At 65.0% G+C, this 13,196-nt stretch carries 13 protein-coding genes; 7 read left to right on the top strand and 6 right to left on the bottom strand.

What is annotated here, in order from left to right:
- Positions 1 to 90 precede the first annotated feature (90 nt).
- Complete coding sequence (gene hexR, locus ISX93_RS02510; protein WP_195777104.1) at positions 91 to 957, bottom strand: transcriptional regulator HexR; 867 nt, start codon at positions 955 to 957, stop codon at positions 91 to 93.
- A gap of 117 nt (positions 958 to 1,074) precedes the next feature.
- On the opposite strand from hexR, the gene zwf reads away from it, so the two are divergent.
- The 3 genes from zwf to ISX93_RS02495 all read left to right on the top strand — a co-directional run bounded on the left by zwf (position 1,075) and on the right by ISX93_RS02495 (position 3,543).
- Entirely contained in the window at positions 1,075 to 2,499 is a 1,425-nt protein-coding gene (zwf, locus tag ISX93_RS02505) for a glucose-6-phosphate dehydrogenase (RefSeq protein WP_219840978.1), read from the top strand.
- A gap of 232 nt (positions 2,500 to 2,731) precedes the next feature.
- A complete protein-coding gene (locus ISX93_RS02500) occupies positions 2,732 to 3,088 on the top strand; it encodes a DUF1304 domain-containing protein (RefSeq protein ID WP_195777102.1) in 357 nt (118 codons plus the stop codon).
- A 47-nt stretch (positions 3,089 to 3,135) separates the two neighbouring features.
- Positions 3,136 to 3,543, top strand: a complete 408-nt coding sequence (locus tag ISX93_RS02495) for an acyl-CoA thioesterase (protein ID WP_195777101.1) — start codon at positions 3,136 to 3,138, stop codon at positions 3,541 to 3,543.
- A gap of 15 nt (positions 3,544 to 3,558) precedes the next feature.
- Here ISX93_RS02495 and ISX93_RS02490 read toward each other — a convergent pair whose 3' ends face one another.
- The gene (locus ISX93_RS02490) at positions 3,559 to 4,785 is read right to left on the bottom strand and encodes a serine hydrolase domain-containing protein (RefSeq protein WP_195777100.1); all 1,227 of its coding nucleotides are present in this window, start codon (positions 4,783 to 4,785) and stop codon (positions 3,559 to 3,561) included.
- 73 nt (positions 4,786 to 4,858) lie between these two features.
- A complete protein-coding gene (locus ISX93_RS02485) occupies positions 4,859 to 5,794 on the bottom strand; it encodes an FkbM family methyltransferase (RefSeq protein WP_195777099.1) in 936 nt (311 codons plus the stop codon).
- 288 nt (positions 5,795 to 6,082) lie between these two features.
- Between ISX93_RS02485 and ISX93_RS02480 the strand changes: the two genes are divergently transcribed.
- From ISX93_RS02480 to ISX93_RS02470, 3 genes are read left to right on the top strand one after another with little or no spacing between them, the layout of a single operon-like run.
- Positions 6,083 to 6,982 (top strand): EamA family transporter, encoded by a 900-nt coding sequence (locus ISX93_RS02480; protein ID WP_195777098.1) that lies wholly within the window; start codon positions 6,083 to 6,085, stop codon positions 6,980 to 6,982.
- Positions 6,983 to 7,031: 49 nt separating this feature from the next.
- On the top strand, positions 7,032 to 7,439 hold the full coding sequence (locus ISX93_RS02475; RefSeq protein WP_195777097.1) for a GFA family protein: 408 nt from the start codon (positions 7,032 to 7,034) through the stop codon (positions 7,437 to 7,439).
- Between the two features lie 13 nt (positions 7,440 to 7,452).
- A complete protein-coding gene (locus ISX93_RS02470; protein WP_195777096.1) occupies positions 7,453 to 7,902 on the top strand; it encodes an SRPBCC family protein in 450 nt (149 codons plus the stop codon).
- A gap of 107 nt (positions 7,903 to 8,009) precedes the next feature.
- On the opposite strand, the gene ISX93_RS02465 is transcribed toward ISX93_RS02470, so the two are convergent.
- The 3 genes from ISX93_RS02465 to ISX93_RS02455 form a co-directional block, all read right to left on the bottom strand.
- Positions 8,010 to 8,909, bottom strand: a complete 900-nt coding sequence (locus tag ISX93_RS02465; protein WP_195777095.1) for an alpha/beta fold hydrolase — start codon at positions 8,907 to 8,909, stop codon at positions 8,010 to 8,012.
- A 99-nt stretch (positions 8,910 to 9,008) separates the two neighbouring features.
- Positions 9,009 to 10,736 carry an N-acyl-D-amino-acid deacylase family protein gene (locus tag ISX93_RS02460; protein ID WP_195777094.1) on the bottom strand — a complete coding sequence of 576 codons (1,728 nt, stop codon included), beginning with the start codon at positions 10,734 to 10,736 and terminating at the stop codon, positions 9,009 to 9,011.
- 150 nt (positions 10,737 to 10,886) lie between these two features.
- Entirely contained in the window at positions 10,887 to 11,420 is a 534-nt protein-coding gene (locus ISX93_RS02455) for a PadR family transcriptional regulator (protein WP_195777093.1), read from the bottom strand.
- 118 nt (positions 11,421 to 11,538) lie between these two features.
- Between ISX93_RS02455 and ISX93_RS02450 the strand changes: the two genes are divergently transcribed.
- Positions 11,539 to 13,152, top strand: a complete 1,614-nt coding sequence (locus ISX93_RS02450) for a phytoene desaturase family protein (RefSeq protein WP_195777092.1) — start codon at positions 11,539 to 11,541, stop codon at positions 13,150 to 13,152.
- Positions 13,153 to 13,196 lie beyond the last annotated feature (44 nt).

The raw sequence follows: 13,196 nt of genomic DNA, 5'->3' as shown, positions 1-13,196 counted from the left end.
GGAGCACCAGCCTGACGCACGGGCATGACAGTTTGCCGTCAGCCCGATGAAGATCTGTTGACCGGGCGGCTGCGGGAGCGCCCTGCCGCCCTACTCGTCCTGCGCCTTCACCGTCTTCGGCGACAGGCGCAGGTTGCGCAGGCTGCGCTTGACGCTCTTCAGGTGGTTGACCAGGTCCGGGCCCCGCGACATGGCCACGCCCATTGCCAGCACGTCGATCACCACCAGGTGGGCGATGCGCGAGGTCAGCGGGGTGTAGATCTCGGTGTCTTCCTGCACGTCGATCGCCAGGTTGACCGTGGCCAGGTCGGCCAGCGGGGTCTGGCTCGGGCACAGGGTGATCAGCGTGGCGCCGGTTTCGCGCACCAGGTTGGCGGTGATCAGCAGGTCCTTGCTGCGCCCCGACTGGGAAATGCAGATGGCCACGTCACTGGGCTTCAGCGTCACCGCCGACATCGCCTGCATGTGCGGGTCGGAGTAGGCCGCCGCGGTCAGCAACAGGCGGAAGAACTTGTGCTGGGCATCCGCGGCCACCGCGCCGGACGCGCCAAAGCCGTAGAACTCGATGCGCTGGGCGCTGGCAATCGCGTTGATGGCCTTCTGCAGGGCCTGGGTGTCCAGGCGCTCGCGCACCTCCATCAGGGTGTGCAGGGTGGTGTCGAAGATCTTCAGGCTGTAGTCGGCCACCGAGTCGTCCTCGTGGATGGCGAACTGGCCGAAGCTGGCGCCGGCGGCCAGGCTCTGCGCCAGCTTGAGCTTGAGGTCCTGGAAGCCGCTGCAGCCGATGGCGCGGCAAAAGCGCACGATGGTCGGCTCGCTGATGCCGACCTCATGGGCCAGGTCGGCCATCGAGCTGTGCATGACCGACGCCGGATCGAGCAGCACGTGCTCGGCTACCTTGATTTCCGACTTGCGCAGCAAATGACGGGACTGGGCGATGTGTTGCAAGAGGTTCACGGGCAATAACTCGGTTATGATCGGGGCAGATGTAGTGCGCCTGTAGTTATACTACATGCGTATCGCCACCGCACTCAAAACCCCCCGGAGAGCCCTGATTTGCCTACCCCCTGTGACATGCTGGTGTTCGGCGGTACCGGCGACCTGGCCCTGCACAAGCTGCTGCCGGCGCTCTACCACCTGCACCGTGACGGTCGCCTGGCGGCCGACATGCGCATCCTCGCCGCCGCGCGCAATCGCCTGAGCCGGGCCGAATACTGCCGCCTGGCCGAACGCCATTGCCGCATCCAGGTCGCCCCCGGCGACTTCGATCCGCTGGTCTGGAGCCGCTTCGCCGAGCGCCTCGACTACTTCCCCATGGACCTCACGCAAAGCGCCGACTTCGGCCGGCTCAACAGTTCGCTGGGCAAGCTCGGCCCGCGCCAGCGCATCTACTACCTGGCCACCGCCCCGGACCTGGTCGCCAGCATCAGCGCCAACCTGTCGATCGCCGGGCTGGCCGGGGCCAACACGCGGATCGTGGTGGAAAAGCCGATCGGCCACTCGCTGGCCTCGGCGCGCGCGGTGAACGACGCGCTGGGCCAGGTGTTCAGCGAAGCCCAGGTGTTCCGCATCGACCACTTCCTCGGCAAGGAAACCGTGCAGAACCTGATGGCCCTGCGCTTTGCCAACGCCCTGTTCGAACCGGTGTGGCGTGCCGGGCACATCGACCACGTGCAGATCAGCGTCAACGAGACCCTCGGCGTGGAGAATCGCGGCGCCTACTACGAGGAATCCGGGGCCATGCGCGACATGCTGCAGAACCACCTGCTGCAGCTGCTGTGCCTGGTGGCCATGGAAGCGCCGGTGCGCTTCGACGCCGAAGCGGTGCGCAACGAGAAGGTCAAGATCCTCCAGGCGCTGAAGCCGATCAGCGGCCTCGACGTGCAGGACAAGACCGTGCGCGGCCAGTACGGCGCCGGCACCATCGGCGGGCACGACGTGCCGGCCTACTACTTCGAGAAGCACGTCGACAACGACAGCGACACCGAAACCTTCGTCGCCGTGCAGGCCGAGATCGACAACTGGCGCTGGGCCGGCGTGCCCTTCTACCTGCGCACCGGCAAGCGCATGGCGCAGAAGCGCTCGGAAATCGTCATCCAGTTCAAGCCTGTGCCGCACCGCCTGTTCGAAGGCAGCCAGGCCAACCGGCTGATCATTCGCCTGCAGCCGGAAGAACGCATCAGCCTGCAGCTGATGGGCAAGAGCCCGGGCAAGGGCATGCGCCTGACGCCGATCGAACTGGACCTGAACATGGCCCATATCGCCCCGCAGAACCGCCGCTGGGACGCCTACGAACGCCTGCTGCTGGACGTCATCGAAGGCGACTCGACGCTGTTTATGCGCAGGGACGAAGTGGAAGCGGCCTGGAGCTGGATCGACCCGATCATCCGCGGCTGGCAGGAGACCTACCAGAGCCCGCGCCCCTACCCGGCCGGCAGCAACGGCCCGGAGCAGGCGCACAGCCTGCTGGAGCTGCAAGGGCGTGCCTGGCTGGATTGAACGGGTTTGGTTGAATGCGCTTTTGGTAGGCGTAAGGTGGGCTGAAGCCCACCCTACGCCCTCCCTACGGGTTGCCGCCAACACTTAACTCGTACAGCGCCTTGAAAATACCCGCGGGGCCTGGCTGCGCAATGCCGCGTGCCGCACGTTTGCCGGAGTGTACAAACCGGCGCCAGCCGCTCTAAGCTTCCGCGTCCACCCCGCTCTCACCCGGCCCGAGCAAGGAGCCCGCATGTCCATCCTGAGCAATCTGGTCGTCACCCTCGTCGCCCTGCTGCATGTGTATTTTCTGGTGCTGGAAATGTTCCTCTGGGACAAGCCCGCAGGTTTGAAGGCCTTTGGTCAAACGCTGGAAGCCGCCACCGCGAGCAAGGTGCTGGCCGCCAACCAGGGGCTGTACAACGGCTTTCTCGCGGCCGGATTGTTCTGGGGCCTGCTCCTCGGCGCACAAGGCAGCGACGTGAAAGTGTTCTTTCTCAGCTGCGTGCTGGTGGCGGGCCTGTATGGCGCGGCCACCGCCAGCCGCAAGATTCTGTTTATCCAGGCTGTTCCGGCCGCTGTCGGGCTGCTGCTGGTATGGTTGTCCTGAGCACCCGGCAGGCGGGTTGAGCGAACATCTGAGCAAGGCGACATTTCATGGATTTTGTAACCAAGCGCACCATCCTCTTCGGCGACTGCGACCCGGCGGGAATCATCTTCACCCCGCGGGTTGGCTACTTCGTGGTGGAGGCGGTGCAGGAATACCTGACGCATCTGCTGGGCGGCTCGGGGCTGCGCCAGATTTCCCGGATGGGCGTCATGCCGCCGGCGCGGGCGCTGTCGATCGAATTCCTCAGCACCATGACCTGGGATGATGTGATCGACATCCAGGTCAGCCACCAGCCCGCGGGAACCAGTTCCTTCACGTTTCTGCTGGTGGCGCGCAACGCGGCAGGCAACGTGACCTTCCGCGCGAGCCTCACCCAGGTCTGCGTCGATCCCGAAAGCCGGCAACCGGTACCGCTGCCACAGGCCCTGCGCGAGGCCCTGTCCGCCGCGCAGTGACTGCTTGCGCTGGCGTCAGGCGCCGCCTTTGCCCACCTGCCGGGCAATCGCACGGAAGGCCTCGATGGCCTCGTATTCCATGCGGTCGCCGTCAACGTTGTAGTTGGCATAGGCCGAGTTCTTGGCAATCACCACCTGCCGCGTCGGGTTCACATAGATGAACTGGCCGTACACGCCGATGGCCATGAACTCGCCCTCGGTGCTCTGCGGAATCCAGAACTGGTACGCATAACCCAGCGCCGGGATGCCTTCGAACCGGCTGCGGCCCGGCTGCAGGTAAACGGTGCGCGGGGTCACCGAATCCTTGATCCATTGCGCCGGCAACAGTTGTTCGCCCTGCAGGTTGCGGCCCTGATTCAGGTACAGCAGGCCGAAGCGCGCGTAGTCGCGGGTGCGCACATTCAGGCCGCCGAAGCCCAGCTCGGCACCATGCGCGTCGGTCAGCCAGCGCGCGTCAGCTTCGCTGCCCAGCCGCGACCACAGGTTCTTCTCCATATAGCTGGCCAGGTCCTGGCCGGTCGCCGCCTCCAGCACCATGCCCAGCACCTGAGTATTGACGCTGATGTAATGGTGCTCCTTGCCGGGCGGGCCGGCCTTCTGCAGTTTGGCGATCCACTCGTTGGTCGAACGACCGAGGAAGATTTCTTCACCGAGCTGGTTGATGCCGGATTTCGGGTCGGCATAGTTCTCGTCGAAATCGATGCCGGAGGCCATTTCCAGCACGTCCTGAATGGAGACGTCGGCATAGCCGCTGTCCTTGAGCAGCGGCACATACTGGCCGACCGGGTCCTGCAGGTTCTTGATCGAGCCGTCGGCCAGGGCGAAGCCGATCAGCGCCGACACAAAGGATTTACCGACCGACCAGGAAATCGCCTGCGTCTCGGCGCTGTTGCCCTGGTAATACTGCTCGAAGACCAGCTTGTTGTCGGCCATCACCACCAGTCCGGTCGTGTCGGACTGCTTGATCCAGTCGCTGATGGCAATCGTCTTGCCCTGAAAACTGAAGTCTTGCGGCAGTGCCTGCGGCGCCGTTTCCAGCTCGAACACCGGGCCGCTGTTGCGGATCAGGTTGGTGTCGAACAGCTTGGGCATGTTGCGGAAGTTCTCGACGATCCGCTCCGGGGCAAACAGCGTTTCAAACTGCCAGACCCGATAACCCAGATGCGCCAGCCAGGCCAGAACGGCCAGCACGACGAGAAGGAGGGCCGGCTTGAGCAGGCGGCGGGGAGCAGCGAAGGACATAGGGCACCTTGTTGTTGGATTTTCAGGTTTGCGGGACGGATACCACTGCAAAGCATGCAGGCCTCCGGGATACCTACCCCTTTCTTGAGGTTTTCGCCCAATGGCAGAGACGGCGCAATGGTGCCGTCAGTTTCCAACTGGTCGAATCGAGCACCGCCTGCAGTTGCTGTTCGGCGCTGTCGCGGCCAGCATCCGCGCACGGCCCGGCAGCGGAGGGGGCGGCCATTGGCAGGCGACCGAGCCGGGCCAGCAGGCTCTTCCGATCGAAGCCAGCCACCAGATTCATGTAGCGATTCTCGAAAACATGGGCGTGATACACGGAACCGGCGTTGAGCGGCTCGGAAAAGTCCAGGAATCCTTGGTGATCAACCGCATAGACGCAGGGGAACAGCTCCAGCAACCGGTCTCTGAACTCGGGCAGCGACACTCGGCGGAAGACGTTCAGGCACCAGTGATTCATCTCCAGCATGACGATGGGTTGGAAGCGTGCAAGTGTTTCCTGGGCCCCCTTGAGCACTTCAAGCTCGCAGCCTTCGACATCGATCTTGATGAAGTCAAGCCGCTGCAGCTGTTGTCGCGAGACCAGGGAGTCGAGCGAGGTCATCGGTATTTCATGGCCCGCGCCGGCATCAATACCCACCACGAATGAAGTTGCCAGGTTGCTGGCATCGACATACATGGAGACCGAGCCCTCCGCGGCCCCGAGCGCAACATTGAAGGTCGAGACATTCTGCACGCCGGCGGTCGCGAGATTGCTGTCCAGCAGCGTGAATGTGACCGGCACCGGCTCAATTGCCAGGACGCTGCCCTCACTGCAGATAGCAGACAATGCGAGGGTGGTCAGTCCGATGTTGGCCCCAATGTCGACGGCCGTAGCGTCCGGGTTGCACAGCGCCGCCAGAAGCGCCGTGGTGTCCGCTTCGAACTCATCGCCCATTTGCCCGAGATAGTCCCGGTCGCCAGCTACGGTTCGGCGCTGCCCCAGAATCACTATTTCCCTTTGAATCATGCGTTCTCCTTGGAGCAGCGATGCAAGACCCGGCCTGCCCATTGCCAGGATGAGCCGCGCAGGATGGCGGTATCAGGATTGGCCAAGTCAGCCCTTGGCCGGACCGGGCAAAGATGCTGGAGAAGAATGCGGTTGTCCACCCTGCAAGCCGGCTTTGACCGGCTGGAGGACCGCCGCAAAGCACGGCCCCAGCGTCAAACCGGCAGCCTCGCTTGCCGCTTCAGTCCGCCCGCGCGTAGCATGACCTCCCCCCTGCAACGGCTGCCCCAGCGGCGCGCGGAATCCACCATGAACTCCAGCCTGCCGTTCCGTCACCTGCTCCTGGCCCTGGCCGTGGTCGCGGTGTGGGGCAGCAACTTCGTGGTGATCAAGCTGGCCCTCGGCCAGCTGCCGCCACTGCTGTTCGCCACCCTGCGCTTCAGCCTGGCGGCCGTGCCGGCGGTGTTCCTGCTGCCCAGACCGGCGGTTTCCTGGGGCAATCTGGCGGCCTACGGACTGCTGATCGGCGTGGGCCAGTTCGGTGTGCTGTATGTCGCGATGAATGGCCATATCTCGCCAGGGCTGGCCTCGCTGGTGATTCAGGTGCAGGTGTTCTTCACCATCGGCCTGGCCATGTATTTCTCCGGCGAACGGCTGCAGCGTATCCAGTGGCTGGCACTGCTGCTGGCCTGTGGCGGAATCGCCATCATCATCCGCCATACCGATGGCAGTACCACGTTGCTGGGGCTGGCGCTGGTGCTGCTGGCGGCCATGTCCTGGGCCTGTGGCAATCTGGTGGCGCGCCAGGCGGGGCGCACCAACCTGCTGGCCTACGTGGTCTGGTCCAGCCTGTTTGCCGTACCGGTGCTGGCGCTGTTGTCACTGCAACTGGAAGGCTGGGACGCCATCAGCAGCGGCCTGCGCGCCGCTGATGCGCATACCTGGCTGGCCGTGGGCTGGCAGGCCTGGGGCAACTCGCTGTTCGGCTATGCCGCCTGGGCCTGGTTGCTGGCCCGCCACCCGGCGGCGACCATCACCCCCATGGCCCTGCTGGTGCCGCTGTTCGGCATGGGCAGCGCGGCGCTGTGGCTGGATGAGCGCCTGCCGGCCTGGAAACTCGGCGCCGCCGCACTGGTGCTCGGCGGCCTGGCGCTGAACCTGCTGTGGCCGCAGTTACGCCTGCGTCTGCGCGGCCTCGAGCGCCCGTAGCGCGGACTCGGCTAAGCTGCACGCTGTAGTTCTCCCGGGAGTGGCGCAGATGATCACTGGTAGCTGCCTGTGTGGTGGCGTGCGTTATGAGTACGACGGCTGCATCGAGGAAATCTCGCTCTGCCACTGTTCCCAGTGCCGCAAGGCGCAAGGCTCGGCCTATGTGGCGGTGAGCCCGGTGGACAGCGCGCGACTGCGCATGGTCCGCGGCCAGGAGCTGCTGCGCGAGTACCGCGCCGTGCCGCACAAGGCGCGGGTGTTCTGTTCGAACTGCGGCAGTCCGATCTACAGCGCCCGCGACGAACTGCCGGGGGTGCGCCGGTTGCGCCTGGGCACGGTCGAGACGGCGTTCGAATGCGCCAATGCCTACCACATCCATGTCGCATCGAAGGCAGCCTGGGAGCGGATCGGCGACGACCTGCCGCAGTACCCCGGCGCCGCCCCTGGCAAGTCATAACGGAGTACCCCCGATGAGCAGCGGAACCGTACGTTTTCACCGTGTCCTGCGGGCACCGGCCGAGCGCGTCTATCGCGCTTTCCTCAATCCCGAGGCGCTGGCCAAGTGGCTGCCGCCGCACGGCTTCACCGCCAGCGTGCAGCAGCTCGATGCGCGGGTTGGCGGCACCTTCAGGATGTCCTTCACCCACTTCGGCAACGGCCAGGTTCACGCCTTCGGCGGCGAGTATCTGGAGCTGGTGGCGGGCGCGCGGCTGCGCTACCGGGAGACGTTCGATGACCCGAACCTGGCGGGCGTGATGCAGACGACCATCGAACTCAAGGCAGTATCCTGCGGCACGGAGCTGAACATCGTGCAGGAGGGCATTCCAGCCGTGATACCGGTCGAGATGTGTTACCTCGGCTGGCAGGACTCGCTGGTGCTGCTGGCGCAGCTGGTGGAGGCCGAAATCCCCGCCGAATGAGGCCGCCAGTGGTGCCTGGCCGGCCTGGGCAACACCCGTAGCTCGCAGGATGGGTGGCGCATGGCGATACCCGGCGGCGGACGCTCATGCCTGTTACCCGCGCTGGGTTACGCCGCCAGCCCAATGCCTCGCCAGAATTCGACACAAGCCTCGAGCACCGCCTGCGGTGCCTCCAGCTGCGGGTAATGGCCGATGCCCGGCAGTTCGCGGATGAAATGTTGCGTGCCGACCACTTCGCGAAAACGCGCGACCATGTGCGCGCCGGACACCGGGTCGGCGCTGCCGTTGACCAGTGCCAGCGGCATGCGCGCCTGGCGCAATGCGTTAACCCAGCGCTCGCGGTGCTGGCGGCGCTCGGCCATGTAGCCGAGCAGCGGCGGTAACGCGTGCAGCCCGTGGTTGGTGTTGACCAGTTGCCAGACCGCTTCCAGCGTGGCTGCATCCGGCTGCGTGGCGCGGCCGAATACCGAACTGAAGGTACCGAGCAGCTTCCTGCGGCTGGTCAGGTACGCCAGCAACGGACCGAGCGGGCTGGCCATGAGTTTTTGCATGGTCCGCGCGTGGTGGGTTTCCGGGAACAGCCCGCCGTTGAGCAGGATCACCGACTGGTAGCGTGACTGCGCCCGCTCGAGATCACGGGCCAACAGTTCCTGCGTGACGGTGTCACCGTAATCGTGAGCCAGCACGTGGCATTGCTGCACGCCGGCTTGCTGCAGGACGAATTCCATCAGGTCGGCCTGTTCGGCCATGCAGTAATGGTGCGGCCGCGGTTTGCTGCTGAAGCCGAGGCCGAGCAGGTCGGCGCCGATGACACGGAAGCGGGCAGACAGTTGCGGCCACAGGTGGCTGAAATCCCAGGTCGACGTCGGGTAGCCGTGGACCAGCAGCAAGACCGGCTTCTCGCTGGCTGTCTGGTCGTGATCGGCGCTGTCGACGATAAACAGCTGCTGCCCCTGCCAGTCGAGAAAGCGCCCGCTGTTCTTCCAGTGCTGCAAGGTGTCTATCACTCCGCCCTCCTTGTTATCGCGAATATTCGTAGGGTGGAAAACGGCATGGCCTTTTCCACCGGCAGGCTTGGTGGACATTCGCTGCGCGAGATGTCCAGCCTACGGTTTTTTGTGGGTGCTGCGCAGCAGGCGGCCGAAGCGGCGCTGCTCGAATTCGGCGTGCGGCCGGCCCTGGTCGAGCAGCACCTGACCGCCAACGATGACCTGCTGCACAGTGCGCCCGGAGCGGGTGACCATGCGCATGGCGCCGTCAAAGCGCGGGTCGGTGGTTTCCTGCGGGCCGCCCAGATCGGTTTTCAGTGCTTCCGGGTTGAGCACCAGCACATCGGCCACCCGGCCTTCGCGCAGATAGCCGGCATCCAGCCCGAACCAGTCGGCCAGTTCGCCGGTGATGCGCCACACGGCTTTTTCCAGCGGCAGTGCATCGCTGTTGAGCAGGCAGTCACGCAGGAACCACAGGTGCGAATTCTGGAACGCCAGATTGCGGTTGTGCGCGCCGGCGTCGGAGAAACCGAGCTGGATATACGGGTGCTGCAGGTAACGGCGCATTTCGGCCGGGCGGTCGTTGGCGATCACCGAGTGCCAGCGGATGTTTTCGTCGAACTCGCTGATCAGGTCGAGGAAGGTATCGACCGCCGCCTGCCCGCGGCGCAGGGCGATGTCGGCAAAGCTGTGGCCGACCAGCGAGGCATCCGGGCAGCCGACGATCCGCATCTGCGCCAGATCCTTGTGAAAGCTCGCACCGAAGCGGCTCAGCCATTCGCCGCGCAGTTGCTTGCGCCAGTCGCTGTCGCGATACAGCAGCTGGCGCTGGGCGGCGCTGTCGGCATTCATCAGGCAGGCGCTGGCCTGCATCTCCTCGAACACCGGGGTGTTGCAGCCGTCGCTCCACAGCTCGAAGGGCACCGCCAGTGACTGGAAGCGCAGATTCCCGTTCAGCCCGTCGTTGATCACGCTGGCCAGCCGGCGCGTCATCGGCCCGAGGCGGCGGTTGTTGGTGAAGTCCAGGCTGGTGAGCATGCTCATGCGCAGTGGCGCCCGGCCGATGCCATGGCTGAGCAACGCGAGCATGGGTACCAGATACCGCCGCCCCGCATCCGGCGTGGCTTGCAGCACGCGGTCGTGCTGGCGCAGCACATCGGCGAGCAGGCGGAACTCGCTCATCCGCGCGTAGTGCGACGGCGCCGAGGCACCGTTGTACTTGAAGCCTTTCCAGCGGTGCCACTGCAGCATGTCGATGCTCAGGCCGAGGAACCCGGCCTCCATGGCTTCATGGGTCAGGCTGCGCAGGGCATTCTTCTCGCCCCAGTCCAGGCGCGTCGGCTTCAGGCTGCGGGCCTTGCCGAGCACCGCCAGGCGCAGGTTGGAGTGGCCCATCAGGCTGGCGATATTCGGCCCCAGCGGCAGCGTCTCCAGATGCTCGTAGTACTGCCCCGGCGTTTTCCAGTCGACCTTGCCATCCAACCACTTGGCCAGCGTCTCGCGCGGCAGATTTTCCACCCGCGCGAACAGGTCGATCATGTCCTCGGCATTACCCAGCGCCAGCGACAACGAACAGTTGCCGAAGATCAGGCTGGTCACGCCGTGCTGCAGGGATTCCAGCAGGCCGGGGGCGACTTCCACCTCGGCATCGTAGTGGGTGTGGATATCGATGGCGCCGGGCATTACCCACTGGCCGCTGGCGTCGATTTCGCGACGGCCGCGCGCGCTGCTCTGCGCCTCGATCTTCAGCACCCGGCCCTGATCGATCAGCAGATCGGCCGTGCGTGAAGGAGCCTGGCTGCCGTCAAACAGACGGCCATTGCGGATGATCAGATCAACGTCCACGCGCATTCTCCCGAAACTTTGCCAACACTGTAGTGAAACAGCGCTCCGCCGGTGCTCAATTCGATGGGGTGAATCCGCCACAGACCGGATCAGCACGCAGGCTCATTCGCCGTTAGGCCAAGCCGCTGGAGGCGAATAAGCCTGCACGAGCTACTCGGCCAGCACCTGCTGCGCTTCGGCGGCCCAGGCCAGCCAGGCCTGCTCGCCGAGAATGCCTCGGCGCAGGGTCAGGTAGGGCAGGCGCCAGGCGGCGCGCTGCGCGTCAGGCAGGGCCAGGTAGGCCTGCTCGATGGCCAGCAGGCTGTCGAGGGTCTTGCGGTGCACCGCCAGGTGCCGGTCCATTTCCGCACGCAGGTTGGCCGTGCTGGTGTGCGCGCCACCGAACAGCTTGACCAGCAGGGCATCGTTGATCCGGTTCGGCTGCACCGGCGCGTCCAGCCAGCGCAGCAGCTCGGCATGCCCGGCCGCGGTCAGGCGGTAGACCTTCTTGTCCGGCCGACTGTCCTGCGCCTGCGCCTCGCAGTCCAGCCAGCCCGCCGCGCTGAGCTTCTTCAGCTCCTGGTAGATCTGCTGGTGCTTGGCGTTCCAGAAGTAGCCGAGGCCCTCCTTGAAGCGCTTGGCCAGGTCGTAGCCGCTGCCGGGCTGGCTTTCCAGCAGGATCAGGATTGCGTGCTTGAGGGACATGGATAAGCGCCGTGCAGGAAGACCGCGGCAGTATACGCACTATGCAACTAGTTGCATTAGCCTGAGCAGGCAGGCAATATGCAAAATATTGCATATACAGTTCGCCCTGGAGTATCCCGTGAAAAGAACCGGCACCCGCTTCCGTCCCCGCCTGGCCCGCAACGACTACGACGCCATCATCATCGGCTCCGGCATCGGCGGCCTGACCACTGCCGCCCTGCTGGCGCGGCTGGGCAAACGCGTGTGCGTGCTGGAGCAGCACTACACCGCAGGCGGCTACACCCATGCCTACGAGAACAGTGGCTACGAGTGGGATGTCGGCGTGCACTACATCGGCGAGGTGCACAAACCCTGGACCGTGCTGCGCCGGGTGTTCGACGTGATCTCCGACAACCAGCTCAAGTGGGAGCCGATGGATGATCACTTTGACCGCATCATCCTCGGCGATCTGACCTTCGACTATGTGGCGGGTCGCGACCAGCTCAAGGCCGCGCTCAAGCACCAGTTCCCCGAAGAAGCCGTGGCCATCGACCGCTATATCGAACTGCTCGGCGAGGTCAGCGCCAAGGTACCCAAGTTCTTCGTCGGCCAGGCCCTGCCACGGCGGCTGGGCGTGCTCTACAGCAAGCTGCGCCGACGCCTGTTGCCGGACTACTTTTTCCAGACCACCCGTGAAGTACTCGAAGGCCTGACACAGAATGAACAGCTGATCGGCGTGCTCACCGGCCAGTGGGGTGACTACGGCCTGCCGCCGGCGCAGTCGGCGTTCGTCATGCATGCCATGGTCGCCAAGCATTATCTGGCCGGCGGCAGCTACCCGGTGGGTGGCGCAGCACAGATGGCGGCGACCATCATCCCGGTGATCGAAGCCGCTGGCGGCAACGTGTTCACCTACGCCGGGGTCAGGGAAATCATCATCGAGAACGGCCGCGCCGTCGGCGTACGTTTGCACAAGGACGATGTCGAGCTGCGCGCGCCGCAGATCGTCAGTGGTGCCGGGCTGGTTCCTACTTACACGCGCCTGCTGCCACGCGAAATTGCCGAAGCCAGGGGCTTGCTGGCACCGCTGCAGCAGGTCGAGCTGTCCGCCGCCAGCCTGTGCCTGTATGCCGGCTTCAAGGGCAGCGCCGCCGAACTGGGCCTGCCCAAAACCAACTACTGGGTCTACCCGGGCGCCGACCATGACGCCAATACCATCCGCTTCGAAACCGGCGCGACCGAGCAGATGCCGATGATCTACATCTCCTTCCCGTCGGCCAAGGACCCGTCCTGGGATAGCCGCTACCCGCACAAGGCCACGGTGGAAATCGTCGCGCCGACCCTGCCCAGCCTGTTCGCCCAATGGAAAGGCAGCACCTGGGGCAAGCGCGGCGCCGAGTACGACGCGCTCAAGGCCAAACTGACTGCCGAGTTGCTGGAAACCCTCTACCGCTTTTACCCGCAGCTGCGCGACGCGCTGGACTTCTGTGAACTCGGCACGCCGCTGTCGACCGAATGGTTCCAGTGGAACGAGCAGGGCGAAATCTATGGCCTCAATCACACCGTGGAACGCTTCGACCAGCACTGGATTCATAGCGAAACGCCGATCAAGGGCCTCTACCTGACCGGTGCCGACATGCTCACCGCCGGTGTTGGCGGCGCCCTGATGGGCGGCGTGATGACCGCCACGCGCATGCTCGGCTGGCGCGGCTATCAGGTCGGCCGCCTGCTCAAGGGCTGGAAAAGCGCCTGAACCGCGCGCCGGTTGAGCGCGCAGCCAGCGGCGCCCAATCCGGC

The sequence above is a fragment of the Pseudomonas sp. N040 genome (assembly GCF_015637705.1).
Taxonomy (GTDB): Bacteria; Pseudomonadota; Gammaproteobacteria; order Pseudomonadales; family Pseudomonadaceae; genus Aquipseudomonas.
This window is presented reverse-complemented; position numbering and strand designations above follow the sequence as displayed.